Consider the following 19,580-nt stretch of genomic DNA (forward strand, 5'->3'; position numbering starts at 1 on the left):
CCGGTTGCCGGTTGCTTGGTTTCGGGCAATACTGGCCTCGTTCCCGAAAGGGGCTTGTGAGACTCTGAGGATCCTGGGTAACCAGCCATCGCAGAGCCAGACAGGCACAGAGCGATGACAAGCCAGCCTGTTTGTGAATGAGGGCGCCGAGAGGCGCCCTTTGTCGTTGTGCGCCAGGCATGGCGCGTTTGATCGTTCCCACGCTCTGCGTGGGAATGCCTCATTGGACGCTCTGCGTCCGCTCCGGATTGTGACGCGCAGCGTCACGGGCTGCATTCCCACGCGGAGCGATGGGAACGATCAACAAAACGCAGTTACTGCCAGCGGCTGAAGATCAGCGAGGTGTTGACACCGCCAAAGGCAAAGTTGTTGTTCATCACGTACTGGTTGCTCATCTGCCGGAACTCGCCGCGCAGGTAATCCAGCGCGCCGCATCGCGGGTCGATGTCATCGAGGTTGAGGGTGTGCACGTACAGGTCGCGGTTCATCATCTCGATGCTGAACCACGACTCCAGCGCCCCACAGGCGCCGAGGGTGTGACCCAGGAAGCTTTTCTGCGAACTGATGGGCATGTGGCTGCCGAACAGGCTGCTGGTGGCCAGGGTTTCGGCGATGTCGCCCTGCTCGGTGGCGGTGCCGTGACCGTTCACGTAGCCGATGTCGGATGGCGCAAGCCCGGCATCTTCCAGCGCCAGCTCCATGGCCCGGCGCATTGTGGTTTGCTCGGGACGCGTGGCGTGCAGGCCGTCGGCGTTGCAACCGAAACCGACGATCTCTGCGTGTATGTGTGCACCGCGAGCCAAGGCGTGTTCCAGTTCTTCGAGCACCAGCATGCCGCCACCTTCACCGATCACCAGGCCATCGCGGCCGCTGTCATAAGGACGCGGGCTGGTGTGTGGCGCATCGTTTTTCAGGCTGGTGGCGTAGAGTGCGTCGAAGACCATGGCTTCGGTCGGGCACAGCTCTTCGGCGCCTCCAGCGAGCATCAGCGGCAAACGTCCGAATTTGATCGATTCATAGGCATAACCGATGCCCTGGCTGCCGCTGGTACAGGCGCTGGACGTGGGGATCAACCGGCCGGTGAGGCCGAAGAAGATGCTGATATTAGCCGCCGTGGTGTGGGGCATCATGCGCACGTAGGAGTTGGCGTTGAGGCCCTCTGCCATCGAGTTCAGCAGCATCTTGCTGAATGCTTTGATCTCGTCGGTGCTGCCGGTGGACGAGCCACAGGACACGCCCATGCGGCCGTCCTTGATCGAAGCATCGCCCAGCAGCCCGGCATCGGCCAGGGCTTGCTCTGCCGCGGCGACCGCCAGACGCGAAACCCGGCCCATGCTGCGCAATTGCTTGCGAGTCCAATGGGCAGGCACCTTGAAGTCATCGATCGGCCCGGCCAGTCGGGTGTTCAATTCAATAAAGCGATCCCACTCATCCATGCGCCGAATGCCGCTGCGGTTGGCGCGGAAGTTGGCGGCGATGGTTTCCCAATCTCTGCCCAATGAGGTGATGCCGGCCATGCCGGTGACGACGACGCGCTTCATCAGCACAGGCCTCCATTGACGGCCAGAACCTGCCGGGTGATATAAGCCGCTTCCGCAGACATCAGGAAATTCACCGCGCCGGCAACTTCTTCAGGCGTACCCATGCGTTGCGCGGGGATCATTTTCATCAGCTCTTCGACCGGTACGTTTTCGTCGAGCATGGCCGTGTCGATCAAACCCGGTGCCACACAGTTGACGGTGATCTTGCGCTTGCCCAGTTCGATGGCCAAAGCCTTGGCGGCACCGATCAAGCCTGCCTTGGATGCGCTGTAATTGACCTGCCCGCGATTGCCGATTAGCCCGGAAACGGAGGTAATGCAGACAATCCGCCCGGCGGCGCGACGACGAATCATCGGCATCATCAGCGGATGCAGCACGTTGTAGAAACCGTCGAGGTTGGTGCGCATCACCACGTCCCAGTCTTCCTCGGTCAGCGCCGGGAAGGCGCCGTCGCGGGTCAGTCCGGCGTTGAGCACTACTCCATAATAGGCGCCATGGGCTTCGACGTCGGCCTCAAGAATCGCTTTGCAGGTGGCGCGCTCGGACACGTCGAATTGCAGGATACGTGCATTGCGCCCCAGTGCCTGGACTTCGGCCTGCACCGCTTCGGCGTCGCTGAGGCCGCTGCGGCAATGCAGCACCAGATCATGGCCAGCCTGGGCCAGACGTAAAGCAATGGCGCGGCCGATACCACGGCTGGAGCCGGTGACCAGTACGGATTCAGTCATGACTGGACTCCCGAGATTCGTGAAGATAGTGAGCCGGCTTAGGCGGGCAGAACACATTCAGGCGCGCCGAGGCATGGATACCGGGTGCATTGATGTGGCATTCGAATACGCCCATGCCGTTGTCGTCCTCCAGTGTACGCAAGGCGTGGATGGTCAGTTCGGTGCCGACAGGGAAGCGTTCCACATTGCATTCAAATTTACGCGTACCGAGCAGAAATCCAAGCTCGACGGCGTTGCCTTGCAGGCGCGCGCGACAACCGGCATAGGCGGCGACGCTCTGGGCCATCAGCTCGACGCCGACCCAGGCTGGCAGGCTGGCGTCTGTCTGGTTGAACAAACCACCGGGTTTGACGGTAAGGCGGGTGTGGATTTGCTCTTCATCGAACGACAGGACTTGATCGATCAGAATCATGTCGCCAGCGTGGGGAATCAGTTCGGCGAGCGGCCAGTCAATCATGGGGCGTCTCCGATAATCAGGCTGACGTTATTGCCACCGAAGGCAAAGGAGTTGCTCATCAGGTAGCGCGGTGTGGTCTGGTCGAGGCGATCGGCGGTCGTCACCCAGCTCAGCGCCGGCAATTCGGGATCGGCCTGGCCGTCCCAGACGTGCGGCGGCAAGGCGTGCCTGGTGTTGTCGGCGGACAGGCTCAACCAGCAGAAGGCAGCCTCCAGCGCCCCGGCCGCGCCGAGGGTGTGGCCGCTCATGGGTTTGGTCGAGGAGCAGCGCACGCCGCCCGGGAACAGCGCCGCGACCGCCAGGCTTTCCATGGCGTCGTTATGCTGCGTCGCCGTGCCGTGCAGGTTCAGGTAACCGATTTGCTCGGGCTGCAAGCGTGCGTTGCTCAAGGCTTTACCCATGGCTTGCAGGGCGCCCAGACCGCTCGGTTCGGGCGCGGAAATATGGTGCGCATCTGAACTGGCACCGCCGCCAAGCAACGCAATGGGCTGGCTGTCGCCGGCGCTTTTACTCATCAGGAACAGCACTGCCGCTTCGCCAATATTGATGCCGTTGCGATTGACTGAAAACGGATTGCAGCGTTGCCCGGATACGGCTTCCAGCGCCGAGAAACCGTTGAGCGTCAGCTTGCACAAACTGTCGGCACCGCCGCATAGCACCGCGTCGCACAGGCCCAGGTCCAATAGCCGTTGAGCGCTCATCAAGGCGCGGGCGCTGGAAGTGCAGGCGGTGGAAATCACATAGGCCGGGCCGCTCAGTTGCAGCCAGTCCGCGAGGAAGCTCGCCGGGGAGCTGAGTTCCTGTTGCTGATAGTCGTAGTCGGCGGGGAACTGCCGGTCGCGTACGTAGCTGGCGATAGCGCGACTGCCCTCTTCGATGCCCGAGGTGCTGGTGCCCAGGACGATGCCGATGCGACCACGGCCATAGGTCTGAATCGCCTGGTCGATGTCATCACGGATTTGCAGCGCGGCTTCCAGCAACAACCGGTTATTGCGGCTGCTTAGCTGGTTCAGTTCGGCGGGAATACTTGCCAGCTCGCCCTGTACCGCCGCCACGGGCAACGCACGATCAGGCACCCAGCCAGCTTCGACACGCATGCCCGAGCAGTCACCGGCAAACAGGTTACGGGCGACTTCGTGCTTGTTGCGGCCTAAACCGCAGATCAGCCCGAGGGCATTCAAATAAGCCGTCATGGCGCAGTCTCGGCGGTCAGCGGGGTGATGTGATAGTGCAGGCTTTGAGGCAGGTTCAGCTTAAAGTCCAAAGGCTGTTGATAGCGAATGTTCCAACGTGGGCCGAGGGAGCGCTGCGAACCTTGTTGCTGCGCCGTTGGATAGTTGCCCAGCAGTTCGCCCGCAGGCGTCAAGGCAAACAACAGCGCGGCAAACAGCTCGCGGGCTTCGGGGTTGGGGGGCAGCAAGCCGTCGGCCTGCCAGGTGCCGTCAATCAGCCGCTGACGGGCCAGCGGGATCCCCAGCGGGTCGATCAGCGACCAGCGCAGGCTTTGCCCTTCACGCTGAATCACCAGCAGCCAGTCCTGGCGTTGCTCGGCTTGCTGGCGTTCGATGTGCAATTGCAGCGGCAATGGCAGGTTCGGGTTTCTCTCGGGCAGCGGCGCCTGGCTGGCGCAGGCGCTCAGCAACAGGACACAGCTCAAGAGCAGGGGGCGAATCATCAGACCTTACCTTCAAGGGGTTTGCGCGCGACCACGTTGACCAGTGTTTCTTCCCGTTGGCCGAAGGGTTTTGGACGGCGCAGGCCAAGGAGTTCCAGCAGGCCGAAATCCTTTGAACGGCTCCACCACAGATAAGGGTAAGACACGTTTTGCGCGCTGAATTCAAAACCTTGATCGCGGATCATCTGCAGGTACTGTTGGGCGCTCTTCTGTACATGCATCGGATGGCGGAACAACCAGCGGATCACCCAGGTGTCAATGTAGGCTTCGGTGGACTCGGCGAACAGCAGATAGCCGCCAGGCTTGAGCACCCGATAGAACTGGGCGAGGGCTTGTTCCTGTTCCACCAAGTGGTGAAAGGTCTGGTGGCAAAACAGCAGATCGACGCTGGCGTCCGGCACCGCGAGGGTCGCGCAGTCACTGCCGATCAGCTCGACGTTGATGTTCTGGCGACGGGCCTCTTGCGCGCTCACGGTCAGGCTGTGGGGGTCGGCATCCAGTCCGATCAGACGTTGTGGAGCGAACACCTGACACAGGTACTGGAATGACTTGCCCTGGCCGCAACCGGCATCCAGCAGCACCGGATTGCTCGGCAACTCATCGCTGAACAGTTTGCGCAGATCGTTGATTGCCACCCGCAGCACGCGGTATTGCCAGGTGTGGCTGCGCAGGAACCAGAGGCCGAAACGGGTTTCTTCGACGTAGTTGTCGCTGAAGTATTGACGGGTCATGTTATGTCACTCGCGCAGATTTCAGACAGCATCCGCAGTCGGCGTTTGGGTTCGCTGACGAACGGGTTGCGTTCATCCCACGCATAGCCCGCGAGGATCGAACTGATCATGCGGCGAATCTCCGACGAGCTGCCGGGGTGGAAAATCACATCCTGGAAGGTCCCGGCGTACCAGCCTTCGACGTAGCAGCGGAAAGTATCCACGCCACGCTTCAAGGGTCGCGCAAACTCACTCTGCCAGTCGACATTTTCACCCTGCAATTGGCGATGCAGCAACCCGGCGGCCATGCTCGCCGAACGCATGGCGATGGTTACGCCGGAGGAGAACACCGGGTCGAGGAACTCCGCTGCGTTGCCGAGCAAGGCGAAGCCCGGCCCGTGCAGGGCTTTGACGTTGGCCGAATAGCCGCCGATGGTCCTGGCATCGGTGTCCCACACCGCGTTCTGCAGCACGCTTTGCAGGCTTGGGGTTTGAGCGATAAAGCCGCGCAGGCACGCATCCAGATCGCTGGAGCCGCTTTCAAAATGCTCCTTTGCCGCGACCACGCCCACCGAGCAGCGACCGTTGCTGAACGGGATGGTCCAGAACCATATATCGCGATGGATCGGGTGGGTGGTGACAAGGATTTTCTCGCGTTCGAAACGCGGGCTGTCGATATGGTCTTCAACGTGAGTGAACAGCGCCTGACGCACCGGAAAATTCGACGGTGCTTCCAGGTCCAGCAAGCGCGACAACACACGACCGTATCCGCTGGCATCGAGCACGAAGTCCGCCTCGACGCGGTACTCGCTGCCGTCTTCGCGACGAGCGCTCAACTGCGGTTTGGGCAGGTTGAAGTCGACATCGATGATCTCTTCGCCGTAGCGGATGTCCACGCCCTGCAACTCGGCCTGATCGGCCAGCAGCTTGTCGAAATCGGCGCGCTGGACCTGAAAGGTGGTTGGCTTGCCGTTGCTGAAGGTGTCGCCGAAATCGAAGACGCTGTAGCGCTCGCCCCAGGCGAAGGCTGCACCGTTCTTCATCTGAAAACCGGCGGCCTTCACGGCGTCAAGCATGCCGGCTTCTTCGACGAAATCCAGGCAATGGGACAACAGACTTTCGCCGATGGAAAATCGTGGAAAGTGCTGACGCTCGATAATCAACACATCGTGGCCTTTACGCTTGAGTAGCGCGGCCGCGATCGCACCGGATGGGCCGGCTCCAATCACCACAACCTGGCGACGTTCCATTTCAACTGTTGGCACTGGGGCTCCTTGCCGAAACGGCGGCGTGTGAAGGAATGCGGCGGATACCGGCAAGTGCCGGTAGCAACGTTGCGATCAAGCCCATCAGCATCAGCGCGAAGTACAGTGCCGGGCTGATCAGCTGTTGTTGCAGCAGCAGGTTGAGAAAGACGATTTCGCTCAACCCGCGAATATTCAGCAGCAAGCTTTCCCGCCAGCGACTGGCGCCGGCAAAGGAGGAGCCGGCCCAGCCCAGACCGAGCCAATTGCCCAGCAGCTTGCTGAGGATCGGCAGGACCAGCAATGCACCAAGCTGAACCCGGCTGAGGCTATCCATGGCGCTGTGTACGTTGATCTGGACAATGCCGAAAGTCAGGATCAGCGGAATCGCGATATGGGTCTGTATACGACTCATCCAGGCAGCCTTTAACGGCAGCACCAGTGGCAGCTTGAGGACGGCCATGCACAACAGATAGCCGATGCCGAAAATCAGCGCGTTGAGCTTGTAGTGTTCGGCGACCACCAACAGCCCGAAGAAGCCCAGGCTGTGGAGCATTGGCTGACGCATACCCAATACACGCAACAATATCGGCAGGCAGGCGCCGGCCAGCGGCAGCAGTAAGCTACTGAGGTGCAAGCTGCCTTGGGCAATGGCGAACAGGCTCCAGCAAGTCAGGTCGATCAGGATCGCGGTTTGCACCAGCCGGCGGGTTGCCGCCGGCGGATAGTCAATGTGTCGCAGGTACAGATAGAGCACCGGAATCGCAGTGATAGCGAACAGCAAGCCCACCGCCAGTGAGCTCAGCCACGGCTGGCTCGGCAACATCCAGAAGGCAGTGGCAAGTCCGCAGGCAAACGGAATGCAGAAACTCGGCAGGGCGATTTTCAGGCTTTGACGATCCAGCCGCAGGTCGATCACGTCGCTGAGGATATGCCCCAGTAGCAGTGCGAAACTCAGGCTGTAGAGGTTTTTCAACCAGCCCGGCGACACCAGTTCGGCGCCGCTCAGCTGCCAGTGCGGTTCGATCCACAACAGCATCAGCAGCGGCAGGCCGAAAGTCGCCAGCAGCAACTGGCTGACGATCGGGATCAAACCGTAATGACGACCCACACGGGTCGCCACAGCGAACAGCGCCAAGGCCAGCAGCCAGAACAACGCGACCATCATGCTGCCGGCTCTGCGACGGGTGTGGCGTGGGCATGATGCCTGGCCCATGGCGCGAGGATGAAGCTGAAGGCAAGACCCAGGCTCACCGACAAGCCAAAGTTGCTCACCGCCGGCGTGCTGGAAATCGCCAGCAGGCCGAACGACAGCCAGGTGGTCGCTGCCGCCAGCAGGGTGCCGAGCAGGCTTACCGCCGCGCCGCCAATTTGCTCACGCATGAGAATCGCGTAGTCGACACTGATGGCCGTCACCAGCAGCAGGCCGAACAGGCTGAACAATGTCAGCGGCTGCCCCAGCCAACCGAGGCTGGCCAGGCTGCACAGCGCGGCAAGCAGCGGTAGTGCGACGATCCGTAGCGCACCGCCCAAGCCAAACGGCAGGATCAGCAGCAGCACAATCAGGATGCAAGACATCAACTTCAATTCAGCGGCACTGATCTGGGTCGCGGCGAAGACTTTGTTCAGGTCCCCCAGGCGGTCGACTAATTGCACGCCGGGTAAATCCAGCGCCTGAACCCGCAGCAACTGCGCGTTATTCAACCCTTGCAGGCTGACCATCCCGGCCACGCCATCGCTGGTGGCTCCCAGCCACAGCGGGCGCCACGGCTCGGCCAGCGGTCCGCTCAGGGCTGCGTCGATGTCTTGGGTGGGGAGTGTCTGCAACTGCGTCAGTTCGGCTTGCAGGGCGCTGGCCGGTATGCCGAGGTCGAGCAGCGGCTGCCAGAATTGCGGCAGTTTGTTCAGCGCTTCGCGAACCCGTTGTTGTTCGCTGGGTTGGCTGATCAGTTGATTGAGTGACAGGTAGCCCTGGAGTTTTTCCAGGTTGATCAGTTGATCCAGACGCTGGCTCAGGGCGCTCGAACGCTCAAGCAGTTGTTGCTGATCGGCCGCCCGCACCAGGAAGAACTGGCTGGTAGGTTGATAACCGGTTATGCGCGCAATCACCTGAGCTTCGTTCATCAGTTCTGGCGGTGTGCTGATCCATTGGCGGATGTCGTTTCTGGTCGTGAGTTGCCACAGTCCGCCGGCACAGAACAACACCAGCAACCCCAGCAGAACCGGGCTGCGAACCCGACGCAACAAGGCCTGGCGCGCGTTCACCAGCCATTGTGCAACTTGCAGCGGCCACTGCGCCGGGCGCAGATCGGTGCCCTTGAGCATTGCTGGCAGCAAACACACGGCAGACAGATAAGCGCCGAGCAAACCGGCGGCGGAGAACACCGCGATTTGGGTCAACGCCGGGAACGGCGTCCAGGCCAGCGCCAGATAGCCGATGCAACTGGTGGCCAGGCTCAGGGTCAACCCCGACAGCGTCAGGCGCAACGCCGGCCAACTGTGCCACGGCTTCAGACTCCAGCTCTTGGACAGGTAATGCAGCGGGTAATCCACCGCCACGCCGATCAGGCTCGAACCCAACACCAGCGTTATCACATGCATATGGCCGAACAGCGCCACGCAAGCCACGGCGCCAAACAGCATGCCCACCAGCACCGGAACGAAGGCCAGCAGCACGCGAAAGCGGCGGAAGGCTAGCAGCAGCAACAACAGAATGCCGACGGTGGCACCGCCGCCGACCCAGGTGATCTCGCGGGTCGCCTGTTGCTGGCCGTTGGCCGCGTATAGCAGGCCGCTGGCGGCGAGCAATTGCACGTTGGCCTGTGCTGCTTGTTCGCGACTGTGTTTCAGTAGCTCGGCCACTTGCAGCGGCAAGTGCATGTCGAAAGCGTTGCCCTGAGTGCGGGCTCTGAGCAGCACCCAACTTTTGCCGTCGGCATCGGCGATCAACGCGCCGCTGCCAATATCCAGTTGCACCGCGCCGCGCTGCGGCTGGCTGTTCTGAATACGCCCGGTCAAACCCAGCCAGTCATCCTGGCTCGGCACCAGACTGAATCCGGTAAAGGGGTCGAACAACGCTTGTACGCGTTGTTGGATAAACGCCTGCGGCTGCTCGATCAGCTGTTGCCGATCTGCCGCCGAGAGCATCGCCACTCGCCCTCGCAGCAGCTGCGAGCGCAGCGCCGGCAAGTCGGCTTGCAGATTCCACTGGACCTTCTCGAACAAGCCGCTGGCCTGCCAGCGCTCGCCCAATTGCTGAGCCATGGCGATGGCCTGCTGGCGATCGGTGTGGCCAACCAATACCAGCATTTCGCGGTTCAGCGGCTCTTGCATGCGTTGTTCGGCGCGCAGCTCCAGTGCATCCGGCGCAGTGCCCGGTACCAGTTCCATCAGGTTGGCGGACAGCGGTGCAGCGCCGCGCCATTGCCAGCCGGCCAGGACCAATACGGCCACCAGCAGGATCAGGAACAGTCGGGGCAACCAGCGTTCACTCGGCAAAGTCATGTTGCTCCGCCTCGCTCAGAGGTATGAAGCGGGTGGTGTCCTGCATGCGCAATACGGTGCTGTCGCCCTGGGTTTCCAGCAACTCGATACGTTGCACCAGCGTGCCGCCGTCGATGTTGATCCGGGTGAAGACTTGCTTGAGCAGCATGGAGCGCGGCGTCAACGTCAACTTCCATTGCTGGGCGTCGCCTTGCAGTTGCAAGTCGAAGTCCCGTTGCAGGCCACTGCTGTCGCCCTGCAGTACGGCGAGGAAGATACGGTTCTGCTCGGCGCCGGCGCTCTTGTTCGGCAGCATTTGCCAGCCGTTGTCATTGCGCCGGGCAATGCCTTTGGCGCTGATGCGATAGTCCTGTTGCAGCGGAGTCTTGAGCAGCCAGAGCAAACCGTGATCCTTGGCCAGGACGAAAGTGCCTTTGCTGGTCAGCGGCTGCGGCAGGGCACGCAGGTGTTTTTCCTGAATGAAGCTGCCGTGGATAACCTCGGGCCTGGCCAGCTGATCGCTGAGTTGTTGCAGGTCAAAGGCGAAGGCCTGCGATGACAGGCCAAGCATTAGCAGCAAACTCACCCACTTCCCGTAGCAGCTGCCGCCAGGCTGCGTTCGGCCGCGAAGCGGTCGTAAAACCTGAGTCCCGGATTGCGACTGCTGCGCCGCCGAACGCAGGCTTCGCCAGCTGCTACGCAGGCGCGTGTACCCAAACAGGCTCATGGCAGCACCTTTTCAACCGCATCGACAAACACTCGCGGCGATGCCAGCTGCATTTCGCTGCTGGCCATGTCCACTGCAACCTGCACGGAGCTGGCGCGGGTCAGACGTTCGGCGCTTTCGAGGTCGCTGATCAGGTAGTTGATCTTCAGGCGGTTTTCCCACTCCACGAGGCTGGCGCGCACGTTGAGCTTCTGGCCGAATATGGCGCCGCGCACGTAGCGCAGTTGCAGGTCGATCACCGGCCACGCGTAGCCGGACTCTTTCATTTGCGTGTAGTTGTGGCCGATTTTGTCCAGCAGGGCGCAGCGGGCAACTTCCAGGTATTTGACGTAATGGCCGTGCCAGACCACGTCCATCGTGTCGATGTCGAAGAACGGTACGAGGATTTGCGTATCGACGTGAATCACTCCCTTGCTACGCATGCAGCCTCCAGTGTTGTTCGGCGATACGTTGCAGGCACAGACGCAGTTCGGCTTCCAGCGCGCGGTCCTCGATAACCGGCGGGAAGTCCTTCGCCAGATCGATGTGCATCTGGGCCAGAGCCGGCGGCAATGGTCGCGCATCTTCAGCCTGGCTGCGCAGCCAGACGCCTTGATTGGCGGCCAGCAGGGTGGCGGCGGCGACTTGTTCGGTCAGCTCCAGTACACGGATCGCGTCGCGGGCGGCGATGGTGCCCATGCTGACTTTGTCCTGGTTATGGCATTCGGTGGAGCGCGAGAACACGCTGGCCGGCATGGTGTTTTTCAGCGCTTCGGCAGTCCAGGCGCTGCTGCCGATCTGCACCGCTTTGAAGCCGTGATTGAGCATCGCCCGCTCGGCGCTGGCGCCGGACAGGTTACTCGGTAAGCCGTGGTTGTAACGCACGTCCACCAGCAGCGCGAGTTGTCGGTCCAGCAGGTCGGCGACATTGGCCACCAGGGTTTTCAGACTGTCCATGGCGAAGGCGATATGCCCACCGTAGAAATGCCCACCATGCAGCACACGTTCGGCTTCAGCGTCGATGATCGGATTGTCATTGGCGCTGTTGAGCTCGATTTCAATGAACGAGCGCAGCCAGTTCAGGCTGTCGGCCAACACACCGAGCACGTGGGGTGCGCAGCGCAGTGAGTAGCGATCTTGCAGGCGATGCAGCGGCGCGGTTGGCGCGTCGATCGCCAGATCCTTGCGCAACCAGGCGGCGACCTGCATTTGCCCCGGGTGCGGTTTGGCGGCGAACAGACGCTCGTCGAAATGCTCCGGATTTCCTTGCAGCGCAACCACGTTCAGCGCGGTGATGCGCGTGGCCAGTTGCAGCAGGTAGTCGGCACGGGCGAAGGCCAGACAGGCGAGGCCGGTCATTACGGCAGTACCGTTCATCAGCGCCAGGGCTTCTTTGGGGCGCAGCACCAACGGGGTCCAGCCGAGTTCGTGGTGTACGTCGGCGGCTTGTCGGCGCGCACCTCGGAACATCACTTCACGCTCGCCGGACAAGGTCGCGGCCACATAAGACAGCGGCGTCAGATCACCGCTGGCGCCCACTGAACCCTCTTCGGGAATCAGCGGCAGAATGTCTTGATCGATGAAGGCTTGCAGACGTTCCAGCAGCTCCACGCGAACCCCGGACACACCGTGGCACAGCGACTGCAGACGTGCCGCCAGCACTGCGCGAGTGGCCTGAGCATCGAGCATTTTGCCCAGGCCGCAGCCGTGGAAGGTGTACAGATGACGGGGCAACGCCTCGACGTGGTGCAACGGCACCGCGACCACGCAGGAATCGCCATAGCCAGTGGTGACGCCGTAGATCACGCCTTCCTTGTCCAGCAAGGAGTCGAGGAACTGCGCGCCCTTGGCAATGCGCTGACGGAACTCAGGGTCGCTTTGCAACTGCGTCGGCACCTGACGGTTGGCCAGGGCCAGCACGTCTTCGATGCGCAAAGGGAGTTCGCCGAAGGTTACCGGCTCAAGCGGATGCATCGTCATCGGTCTTCCAGTAAGGGTAAAAATTGAACCATTGTTGGGGTGCTTCGAGGCAGTAATGCCCCAGGCGTTCGGCGTAGCGTGCAGTCCACCCGGCGATGACTTGCTCGCGGTCGCTGCGTTTCCACAGTATGGCGTCGGCGAAAGGCTCGAGGATTATCCGATAGCGCCCATTGTTCTTGAGACAAAACAACAGATTGACCTGGCACTTGAGCAGCCCGGCCAACAGCCACGGACCTTGCGCAAAGGCCGCCGGATGACCCAGGAAGTCGACTCGCACAGTGCGCCCGCCATGTAATGGGACGCGGTCGCCGGCAATCGCCAGCCACTCGCCGCGATCCAGCCGCTGGTTAAGTTGCAGCATGATCACCGGGTTCAGCTCGCTGACCTGAATCAGCCGCAGATGGGTAGCGCCGGCTTGGCCAAGCAGGCGGTTGAAGCGTTCAGCGTGCTTGGTGTGTACCAGCACGTTCATCGTCACTTTCCCGCCCAATTCGGCCAGAGCGCGACAAACCTCAAGGTTGCCCAGGTGGGCGCCCACCAGCATTTGCCCGCGCTCACCGCGCAACTGGTTGCGTAGCAGCGCCGGGTCGACGATTTCGATTTGCTCGATGCGCAGCTTCCGGTTCCACACGTCGAGCTTGTCGAGCAAGGAGTCGGTGAAGGCCATGAACTGGCCGAACACCCGCCAGTGGGTTGGACGCAATTCGGTGCGTCCACTCCAGTCGGCGAGGCGTTGCTGGTATTGCCACGCGCTTTGCCGGGCGCTGCGACCGAACAGGAAAAAGTACAAAACGATACCGTGCAACACGGGGCTCAACACCCGACGACCCAGCACTTTGACGCTGAACGCGAAGAGCTTCATCAGCCAGAAACTGCCGCGCTCCTTGTGCTCGGCCCAGTGCTCTTTGTGGGGGTTGATGCTCATGCCCGCCACCGTCGCCAAAGGATCATCGGCGCGCGCAACAACATCCCGAAGAACAACCGGGTGTGCATGCTCGTGATCAACGCGTTGTCGTGGAACAGACGGAAATGCGAGATCCCGTCCTGCGGGTAATGGACTTTGGTTTGCAGCCAATGCATCGGCTGATTACGCCAGGCCAGCCGCACGATGATGTCCGAGTCGAAGTCCATGCGTTCGCCGATCTTCACCGAGTTGATGAGGGCCAGCGTCGGCGGCAATGGGTAGACGCGAAAACCGCACATGGAATCGACAATCTGAAACGACAGGGTGTTGATCCAGACGCAGATGTGAGTCAGGTAACGTGCGTATAACCGGACCTTTGGCACACTGGAGTCGTATTGCGGGTATCCGCAAATCAGCGCTTGCGGGTGCGTGCGTGACGCGTCGATGAAGGTCTCGATATCGTGCAGGTCGTGTTGGCCATCGGCGTCCACTTGCAGGGCGTGACTGAAGCCCAGGCGCGAAGCTTCACGAAAGCCGGCCATGACCGCCGCGCCCTTGCCTTGGTTGACGGTGAATTTGACCAGGAAGATCTGGTCGCGCCTGGAGAGTTGCTCCAGCACGGCTGCGCAGGCAGGGCTGCTGGCGTCGTCCACCAACACGCACGGCAGACCGTTGGCGAGCAGGGCCTCGACCACCGCAGGGACAGTGGTTTCGTGGTTGTAGACCGGGATGATGGCGCAGGGGTTATGCATGTGCCGCCTCCAACAGGATCCTGCCGCTGGAGCAGGTCGCGGTGTCGTTGCGATAAGCGAAATACAGCTTGCCGCGCTCACTGTCGAACCGCAGATGCAGCTGAACCTGGTCGCCTGGGCGGACCAGTTGCTGAAACTTCAACACCTCCATCCCCGCGAATTTTCCCGGCAGCGGCAGTAACTGCTGACCCAGGCTCAGCGCCCAATCGATTTGCACCACGCCCGGCAACACCGGCGTTTGCGGGAAATGGCCGCTGAAACAGGCCAGGTCCGGCGGGACTGCCAGTTGCAGGCTCCACTCGCCCTGGGCCTCGACTTGCTCCAGCACTTCCGGCGTTTTCGGGCGCGGGGCCAGTAGCAGCGCTTCGACCTCGGATTGCGGCAGTTTGCCTTGGGCGTTCAGCGGCAGTTGTCGCAACAAGCGCCAACGCCGTGGCAAGGCCAGGGTCTCGCAATGCTGGCGCAGGTGTTGACGCAGCTCCTGGGTCAGGGTGCGTCGACCCTGATTGCGCAGGGCATGCAGGCCTTGTTCGCTCAGCACCAACAGGGCGCCAAGGAACGCGCGGTTTTCCTGAACCACACCGAGACGCGCTTCGGCGACCCATTCGTGGTTGACCAGTGCCTGTTCGAGCATTGGCAGTGAGATACGTTTTTCTTCCAGTTTGACGATCCGGTCCAATCGCCCAAGCAGTTCGAAGCGCCCGTCGGCGGCGATTCGCGCGGCATCAGAGGTCTGCTCGACATGACCTGCGGGCAGGTACGGCGAAGCAATGCGCAGCGCGCCGTCGCTGTCCTGGCTCAGCTGTACATCGGCGAACGGCTGCCAGAGTCTGTCGCCCTGACGCCAGGCAATGCCGCCGGTCTCCGAGCTGCCGAAAATTTCCGTCGGCCATTGCTGCAAGCGTTGCTGCAGGCGTTGCGCGGCCTCGGCGGGCAACGCTCCGCCGGAAGAAAACACTCGTCGCACACTACTCAGCGCCGGCCAGTCAAGGTTATCGCCCATGCGCTTGAGCAATGCCGGGCTGGCGACCCAGGCGAAGGCCGGTTGCTCACGGCTGGCGCGCTGCAGGTCTTCGGGGAACGGCAGTTGTTTACGCACAAACTGGCGTCCGGCACACAGTGGCCAGAGCACACGGAACAGCAAACCGTAAATATGCTGGGTGGCGACGCTGCCAATGATGCAGGCCTGGCCCAGATCGGCGCCCCACAGCCGCTCCAGGGCCTGGACTTCGTTGGCCAGTTGCCGCAGGTTTTTTTCGATGCGCTTGGGCTCGCCGCTGGAGCCGGACGTGCACAGGCTCAGGCGGCATCGGTCCAGATCCAGCCCGGCGGCGGGCAACGGGGCTTGAAGCAGATCGCTGAGTGCTACGTCGTCCGCCTGATCGGTCAGCCACAGGTCGACCTCGTTGGACCAGCGTTGGCGGGTCTGGGCTTGCAGGTCAGCGGGTAACAGCACGCTGACCCCGGCGCGCCAGGCGCCGAGTAAGGCAATCGCCAGTTCACCGGCGTCTTCCAGATACACGGCAATGCGCTGCACACCGTGGGCTTGCAGGCCGGCAGCGAGGCTTAACGCCTGCTCGCATAGCTCAACGTGATTCAATCCAGGGTCAGCCGTGACGGCGCGCCCAGGCTGAGCCTTGAGCAATAAATGCTCAAGTTTTATCCAATTCATGCGCGGCCTCGTACGCGTTGTCGTAATAGCCATTCAATGGCGAACAGCAAACCCATCAACCCGTAGGAGATCAGGCCGGTGTACAACGCCCACCAACTCAGCGGCGCCCAGAGGGTCAGGGCGGCGGCGAGCAAACCGTTACAGAGAAAAAACACACTCCAGGCAATCGTTACCTGGCGGGTATAGCGAATCACCTTGTCCGGTAGTTCCGGCTCGCTCAAGCGCGCCAGACGTTCGACTATCGGCGGTCCGTATTTCAAACTCAGGCCAAACAGCGCCAGCATGAAACTGGTGATCAGCACCGGGTACCAGCGCAGCAACAGCGGGCTATCGAACAGCGCCAGCAACAGACAAAAAACCATTGCAACAACCGCCACCCACAGGCTGCCGGGACGCCGTTTGCCGGTCAGCGCGCGGGCCAGCCACAGGCCACCCAGCAGCAGACCGAACTGCCACGGCGCGAAATGCTCCATGCCGTAATACACCGCGAGGGGGTACAGCAGGCCTGCCAGCAGCAGGCCAAGGCCGATCAAACGGCTCATGCGGCCGGTTGAACCAGACGGAAGACCGCCTCGACCACGTCGCTGACAGTACGCACCGACTTGAACTCTTCGGCGGCGATTTTCTTGCCGGTCTGGCGTTTGATATGGTCAACCAGGTCAACGGCGTCGATGCTGTCGATTTCCAGGTCCTGATACAGATTGGAGTCAAGGCTGATGCGCGCCGGTTCCAGCTCGAAGAGTTCGACCAGGGCATCGCGCAGGGTGTTGAAAATGTCGTCACGAGTTTGCATGGTCCGGTCTCAAGCTGCCTGTTTTGCGGTGACGAACGCCGCAAGGCTCGCCACGTTGGTGAAGTGATTGCGGGTGTCCTTGGCGTCGGCGTCGATCTTGATGCCGTACTTTTTCTGGATTGCCAGGCCGAGTTCGAGGGCGTCTACCGAGTCAAGACCCAGGCCCTCCCCGAAAAGAATCTGCTCGTCGCCGATGTCTTGTGGGCTGATGTCTTCGAGGCCCAGGGCGTCGATGATCAACAGTTTGATTTCAAGGTGAAGGTCGTGCTGCTGATCGCTCATCTTCGGCGAGTTCCTGAATGAAGTAGTGGTGCAGATAATCGTTGAGCTTGCGCGAGGCCTTTGGTGGCGGGCCCTGCGTTGCAAAGGTCTGTGGGTCTATATCGGCGCCGACACGGAAACTGAAGTGTACGCGGCGTGACGGGATGCGATACCAGGGTTCGGCTTTGGTCAGCGTGGTCGGGCTGACCTTGATAATCACCGGGGTCACGATTTTCGCACCGCGCAGGGCGATTGCCGCGGCGCCCCGATGAAAGGCCGGAGGCTGGCCGGGCCGGGTGCGGGTGCCCTCGGGGAAAATAATCAACGTTTGCCCGCTTTGCAGCGCATCCGCGGCGGCATCGAGCATGTCCATGCTGCCATCATTGCTGATGTATTCAGTAGAACGCAGGGGGGCCCGAGTGAAGGGGTTTTGCCAGAGACTTTGCTTGACCACGCAGTTGGCATTGCGCACCAGGCCGATCAGAAACACCACATCGATCAGCGACGGGTGGTTGGCGATGATCATCTGTCCCGGATGGCCGAGTTTTTCCGCGCCTTCGACCTCATAGGTCAAAACCCCGGCGCGGGCCATGAAGCGGATAAAAAACCAGAACAACCAACCAATGGTGCGCCGTGCCCGTTGCCGATGCACCTGAGCATCGCCCGGCAGGCGGTTGAGCAGCGGGAAAACCACCAGCCGCAGACATAGCCCGACCAGGCCGAACAGCGTAAAGCTTGCGGCGGTAGCCAGCAGGCGCCAGTAATAGGCGTCACGTTTTTTAGCGGTTATTGATTGCGTTGCCAGTTCCATACACGGTTCTTCCAGGCATGTTGGCAGGTGGTCTGCTCACTGAGCAGAATACGCAACAGGTTCAGGGCATGGGGCCAGTCGGCTTTGGTCGATTTGCCGGTGGCGCTGGTCAGTGACAGTTGCCAGTCATTGCCCGGGGTCAGCAACAGGCCAACGGCGTACGGGAAGGGTACGTCATCAATCCAGGTGGCATAGGCCTCGGGCGGCTGCTCTTCGGTGATCACCAGCAACACTGCCGGTGCGCCTTCGTTGAGCAGCGCGGCGGCCTCCAGCATGCCGTGTTCCAGTCCATCGCCAGTGGCGGTGAGAGCGGTCATTTCACTGGTTTCGCCGCGCATGATCGACCACAGGCCAATCACCGCGTTGTGTACCGAGAGGCTGAACTGGGTCGGCGACAACGGCTGGTCGGTCGCCAGATCGATGAGAATGTCGAGGGTCCGCTGGGCTTCGCCATGGCGAGAAATAAAGACCAACGGTAGCTGTTCACGGCCCTCGGCCAATGGCCAGCCAACACTGAAAGCCATCCGCGCCAGACGACTGAGGCGCCGGCGCTGCATCGCGGGGAGAAATGAGACGTCGGGTGCGGCATCGCTGCTGTCGCGCACGACCGGTTGTCGACTCCAGGACCGCCAGTCGCCCACGCTTTCGAGCCCAGGGGCCCAGGCGCGCCATTGGGCGATGTTGAAGTTGATCTCAGACATTCATTCCGCCCCTGCGGGCTTCCTTGACGCGATGGATCGCTCAGGGCGACCGGCGTTACATGGCGCTATTGCCGAGTGACGCGCATTATCCCGGCACAGCTGGCTTGTAGCAAATGCTGGTTACATTTTGCTCAAGGCAATTGACACACGTTCCAGGAAAAAGTGCCGTTCGGTCATCGGCCGGATATTCGCAGCTGCGCCTGTAGGAGCGAGCTCGCTCGCGATGGACGTTAACGATAACGCGTGTTTCTGAACAAACGCGTCGCCCTTGAGTCCATCGTCGGAACGCCGCCCGGAGCAAGCTCGCTCCTACATCTCCCACCGGCGAGGTAGCTAAGCAGAGGCGTGGGCAACTACACTCGGTCATTCTTTGATACACGGAGGTTTTGACATGCGGCGCGTGGTGTTCAATCAGAAAGGTGGTGTAGGCAAATCAAGCATTGCCTGCAATCTGGCAGCGGTGAGTGCCCATGAAGGCTATCGGACACTGCTGGTGGATCTCGATGCCCAGGCCAACTCCACTCAATACCTTACGGGACTTACCGGCAACGACATCCCCATGGGCATTGCCGACTTCTTCAAGCAGACCCTGTCTTCCGGACCGTTTTCGAAGAAAAACCAGGTAGATATCTACGAAACCCCATTCGACAACCTGCATGTGGTCACCGCCACCGCTGAGCTGGCCGACCTGCAACCCAAGCTTGAGGCAAAACACAAGATCAACAAACTGCGCAAATTGCTGGATGAGTTGGCAGAGGACTACGACCGGATCTACCTGGACACCCCGCCTGCATTGAACTTCTACGCGGTATCGGCATTGATCGCAGCCGACCGCGTGCTGATCCCCTTCGATTGCGACAGCTTCTCGCGCCAGGCGCTCTACGGCCTGCTGGCGGAAATCGAAGAGCTCAAGGATGACCACAACGAAGGCCTGCAAGTGGAAGGCATCGTGGTCAACCAGTTCCAGGCCCGCGCCAGCCTGCCGCAGCAGATGCTCGACGAACTGATCAGCGAAGGCCTGCCGGTGTTGCCGGTGTACCTGGGCAGCTCAGTGCGCATGCGCGAATCCCATCAGGCCAACATGCCGCTGATCCACCTCGACCCACGGCATAAACTGACTCAGCAGTTCGTCGAGCTGCACAACCTGCTGGAAAACGCCTGA

Annotated in this window: 21 protein-coding genes; 1 reads left to right on the forward strand and 20 read right to left on the reverse strand. The window is 61.3% G+C overall.

Annotated elements, in window-relative coordinates; genetic code table 11:
* Nucleotides 1-314 precede the first annotated feature (314 nt).
* The 20 genes from AC07O1_RS01245 to AC07O1_RS01340 all read right to left on the reverse strand — a co-directional run bounded on the left by AC07O1_RS01245 (nucleotide 315) and on the right by AC07O1_RS01340 (nucleotide 18,418).
* A complete protein-coding gene (locus AC07O1_RS01245) occupies nucleotides 315-1,541 on the reverse strand; it encodes a beta-ketoacyl-ACP synthase (protein WP_495087684.1) in 1,227 nt (408 codons plus the stop codon).
* Complete coding sequence (gene fabG, locus AC07O1_RS01250) at nucleotides 1,541-2,269, reverse strand: 3-oxoacyl-ACP reductase FabG (RefSeq protein WP_495087685.1); 729 nt, start codon at nucleotides 2,267-2,269, stop codon at nucleotides 1,541-1,543. The genes AC07O1_RS01245 and fabG overlap by 1 nt, the downstream gene beginning before the upstream one ends.
* The gene (locus AC07O1_RS01255; RefSeq protein ID WP_495087686.1) at nucleotides 2,262-2,726 is read right to left on the reverse strand and encodes a hotdog family protein; all 465 of its coding nucleotides are present in this window, start codon (nucleotides 2,724-2,726) and stop codon (nucleotides 2,262-2,264) included. Before AC07O1_RS01255 ends, fabG begins: the two co-directional genes overlap by 8 nt.
* Nucleotides 2,723-3,919, reverse strand: a complete 1,197-nt coding sequence (locus AC07O1_RS01260; RefSeq protein ID WP_495087687.1) for a beta-ketoacyl-[acyl-carrier-protein] synthase family protein — start codon at nucleotides 3,917-3,919, stop codon at nucleotides 2,723-2,725. Before AC07O1_RS01260 ends, AC07O1_RS01255 begins: the two co-directional genes overlap by 4 nt.
* Nucleotides 3,916-4,401 carry a hypothetical protein gene (locus tag AC07O1_RS01265; RefSeq protein ID WP_494995494.1) on the reverse strand — a complete coding sequence of 162 codons (486 nt, stop codon included), beginning with the start codon at nucleotides 4,399-4,401 and terminating at the stop codon, nucleotides 3,916-3,918. The genes AC07O1_RS01260 and AC07O1_RS01265 overlap by 4 nt, the downstream gene beginning before the upstream one ends.
* Nucleotides 4,401-5,132 (reverse strand): class I SAM-dependent methyltransferase, encoded by a 732-nt coding sequence (locus tag AC07O1_RS01270; RefSeq protein WP_494995495.1) that lies wholly within the window; start codon nucleotides 5,130-5,132, stop codon nucleotides 4,401-4,403. The genes AC07O1_RS01265 and AC07O1_RS01270 overlap by 1 nt, the downstream gene beginning before the upstream one ends.
* The gene (locus AC07O1_RS01275) at nucleotides 5,129-6,376 is read right to left on the reverse strand and encodes an NAD(P)/FAD-dependent oxidoreductase (protein WP_495087688.1); all 1,248 of its coding nucleotides are present in this window, start codon (nucleotides 6,374-6,376) and stop codon (nucleotides 5,129-5,131) included. The genes AC07O1_RS01270 and AC07O1_RS01275 overlap by 4 nt, the downstream gene beginning before the upstream one ends.
* A complete protein-coding gene (locus AC07O1_RS01280) occupies nucleotides 6,363-7,523 on the reverse strand; it encodes a cation:proton antiporter (protein WP_495087689.1) in 1,161 nt (386 codons plus the stop codon). Before AC07O1_RS01280 ends, AC07O1_RS01275 begins: the two co-directional genes overlap by 14 nt.
* Entirely contained in the window at nucleotides 7,520-9,859 is a 2,340-nt protein-coding gene (locus AC07O1_RS01285; protein WP_495087690.1) for an MMPL family transporter, read from the reverse strand. The genes AC07O1_RS01280 and AC07O1_RS01285 overlap by 4 nt, the downstream gene beginning before the upstream one ends.
* On the reverse strand, nucleotides 9,843-10,409 hold the full coding sequence (locus AC07O1_RS01290; protein WP_495087882.1) for an outer membrane lipoprotein carrier protein LolA: 567 nt from the start codon (nucleotides 10,407-10,409) through the stop codon (nucleotides 9,843-9,845). The genes AC07O1_RS01285 and AC07O1_RS01290 overlap by 17 nt, the downstream gene beginning before the upstream one ends.
* 152 nt (nucleotides 10,410-10,561) lie before the next feature.
* Nucleotides 10,562-10,987, reverse strand: a complete 426-nt coding sequence (locus AC07O1_RS01295; RefSeq protein WP_495087691.1) for an acyl-CoA thioesterase — start codon at nucleotides 10,985-10,987, stop codon at nucleotides 10,562-10,564.
* The gene (locus AC07O1_RS01300; RefSeq protein ID WP_494995500.1) at nucleotides 10,980-12,524 is read right to left on the reverse strand and encodes an HAL/PAL/TAL family ammonia-lyase; all 1,545 of its coding nucleotides are present in this window, start codon (nucleotides 12,522-12,524) and stop codon (nucleotides 10,980-10,982) included. Before AC07O1_RS01300 ends, AC07O1_RS01295 begins: the two co-directional genes overlap by 8 nt.
* Nucleotides 12,505-13,449, reverse strand: a complete 945-nt coding sequence (locus tag AC07O1_RS01305) for a lysophospholipid acyltransferase family protein (RefSeq protein WP_495087692.1) — start codon at nucleotides 13,447-13,449, stop codon at nucleotides 12,505-12,507. The genes AC07O1_RS01300 and AC07O1_RS01305 overlap by 20 nt, the downstream gene beginning before the upstream one ends.
* Nucleotides 13,446-14,180, reverse strand: coding sequence for a glycosyltransferase family 2 protein (locus AC07O1_RS01310; RefSeq protein WP_494995502.1), 735 nt, complete (start codon nucleotides 14,178-14,180; stop codon nucleotides 13,446-13,448). Before AC07O1_RS01310 ends, AC07O1_RS01305 begins: the two co-directional genes overlap by 4 nt.
* On the reverse strand, nucleotides 14,173-15,852 hold the full coding sequence (locus AC07O1_RS01315; protein ID WP_495087693.1) for an ApeI family dehydratase: 1,680 nt from the start codon (nucleotides 15,850-15,852) through the stop codon (nucleotides 14,173-14,175). Before AC07O1_RS01315 ends, AC07O1_RS01310 begins: the two co-directional genes overlap by 8 nt.
* Nucleotides 15,849-16,394 carry a COG4648 family protein gene (locus AC07O1_RS01320; RefSeq protein ID WP_495087694.1) on the reverse strand — a complete coding sequence of 182 codons (546 nt, stop codon included), beginning with the start codon at nucleotides 16,392-16,394 and terminating at the stop codon, nucleotides 15,849-15,851. The genes AC07O1_RS01315 and AC07O1_RS01320 overlap by 4 nt, the downstream gene beginning before the upstream one ends.
* Entirely contained in the window at nucleotides 16,391-16,645 is a 255-nt protein-coding gene (locus tag AC07O1_RS01325; protein ID WP_495087695.1) for an acyl carrier protein, read from the reverse strand. Before AC07O1_RS01325 ends, AC07O1_RS01320 begins: the two co-directional genes overlap by 4 nt.
* Before the next feature lie 9 nt (nucleotides 16,646-16,654).
* Nucleotides 16,655-16,927: a phosphopantetheine-binding protein gene (locus AC07O1_RS01330; RefSeq protein ID WP_494995506.1), complete on the reverse strand. Its 273-nt coding sequence runs from the start codon at nucleotides 16,925-16,927 to the stop codon at nucleotides 16,655-16,657.
* Nucleotides 16,896-17,717, reverse strand: a complete 822-nt coding sequence (locus AC07O1_RS01335) for a lysophospholipid acyltransferase family protein (RefSeq protein ID WP_495087696.1) — start codon at nucleotides 17,715-17,717, stop codon at nucleotides 16,896-16,898. Before AC07O1_RS01335 ends, AC07O1_RS01330 begins: the two co-directional genes overlap by 32 nt.
* Nucleotides 17,693-18,418 carry a beta-ketoacyl synthase chain length factor gene (locus AC07O1_RS01340; protein WP_494995508.1) on the reverse strand — a complete coding sequence of 242 codons (726 nt, stop codon included), beginning with the start codon at nucleotides 18,416-18,418 and terminating at the stop codon, nucleotides 17,693-17,695. The genes AC07O1_RS01335 and AC07O1_RS01340 overlap by 25 nt, the downstream gene beginning before the upstream one ends.
* Nucleotides 18,419-18,809: 391 nt before the next feature.
* On the opposite strand from AC07O1_RS01340, the gene AC07O1_RS01345 reads away from it, so the two are divergent.
* Nucleotides 18,810-19,580 (forward strand): ParA family protein, encoded by a 771-nt coding sequence (locus AC07O1_RS01345; RefSeq protein WP_495011075.1) that lies wholly within the window; start codon nucleotides 18,810-18,812, stop codon nucleotides 19,578-19,580.

Source organism: Pseudomonas sp. GW821-FHT07G10, from assembly GCF_059418545.1.

Bases quoted from the DNA above. Each gene is read 5' to 3' on its own strand.
- AC07O1_RS01245 (WP_495087684.1), bottom strand. From the start codon at position 1,541: ATGAAGCGCGTCGTCGTCACCGGCATGGCCGGCATCACCTCATTGGGC.
- fabG (WP_495087685.1), bottom strand. From the start codon at position 2,269: ATGACTGAATCCGTACTGGTCACCGGCTCCAGCCGTGGTATCGGCCGC.
- AC07O1_RS01255 (WP_495087686.1), bottom strand. From the start codon at position 2,726: ATGATTGACTGGCCGCTCGCCGAACTGATTCCCCACGCTGGCGACATG.
- AC07O1_RS01260 (WP_495087687.1), bottom strand. From the start codon at position 3,919: ATGACGGCTTATTTGAATGCCCTCGGGCTGATCTGCGGTTTAGGCCGC.
- AC07O1_RS01265 (WP_494995494.1), bottom strand. From the start codon at position 4,401: ATGATTCGCCCCCTGCTCTTGAGCTGTGTCCTGTTGCTGAGCGCCTGC.
- AC07O1_RS01270 (WP_494995495.1), bottom strand. From the start codon at position 5,132: ATGACCCGTCAATACTTCAGCGACAACTACGTCGAAGAAACCCGTTTC.
- AC07O1_RS01280 (WP_495087689.1), bottom strand. From the start codon at position 7,523: ATGATGGTCGCGTTGTTCTGGCTGCTGGCCTTGGCGCTGTTCGCTGTG.
- AC07O1_RS01285 (WP_495087690.1), bottom strand. From the start codon at position 9,859: ATGACTTTGCCGAGTGAACGCTGGTTGCCCCGACTGTTCCTGATCCTG.
- AC07O1_RS01290 (WP_495087882.1), bottom strand. From the start codon at position 10,409: ATGCTTGGCCTGTCATCGCAGGCCTTCGCCTTTGACCTGCAACAACTC.
- AC07O1_RS01295 (WP_495087691.1), bottom strand. From the start codon at position 10,987: ATGCGTAGCAAGGGAGTGATTCACGTCGATACGCAAATCCTCGTACCG.
- AC07O1_RS01300 (WP_494995500.1), bottom strand. From the start codon at position 12,524: ATGACGATGCATCCGCTTGAGCCGGTAACCTTCGGCGAACTCCCTTTG.
- AC07O1_RS01305 (WP_495087692.1), bottom strand. From the start codon at position 13,449: ATGAGCATCAACCCCCACAAAGAGCACTGGGCCGAGCACAAGGAGCGC.
- AC07O1_RS01310 (WP_494995502.1), bottom strand. From the start codon at position 14,180: ATGCATAACCCCTGCGCCATCATCCCGGTCTACAACCACGAAACCACT.
- AC07O1_RS01315 (WP_495087693.1), bottom strand. From the start codon at position 15,852: ATGAATTGGATAAAACTTGAGCATTTATTGCTCAAGGCTCAGCCTGGG.
- AC07O1_RS01320 (WP_495087694.1), bottom strand. From the start codon at position 16,394: ATGAGCCGTTTGATCGGCCTTGGCCTGCTGCTGGCAGGCCTGCTGTAC.
- AC07O1_RS01325 (WP_495087695.1), bottom strand. From the start codon at position 16,645: ATGCAAACTCGTGACGACATTTTCAACACCCTGCGCGATGCCCTGGTC.
- AC07O1_RS01330 (WP_494995506.1), bottom strand. From the start codon at position 16,927: ATGAGCGATCAGCAGCACGACCTTCACCTTGAAATCAAACTGTTGATC.
- AC07O1_RS01335 (WP_495087696.1), bottom strand. From the start codon at position 17,717: ATGGAACTGGCAACGCAATCAATAACCGCTAAAAAACGTGACGCCTAT.
- AC07O1_RS01340 (WP_494995508.1), bottom strand. From the start codon at position 18,418: ATGTCTGAGATCAACTTCAACATCGCCCAATGGCGCGCCTGGGCCCCT.
- AC07O1_RS01345 (WP_495011075.1), top strand. From the start codon at position 18,810: ATGCGGCGCGTGGTGTTCAATCAGAAAGGTGGTGTAGGCAAATCAAGC.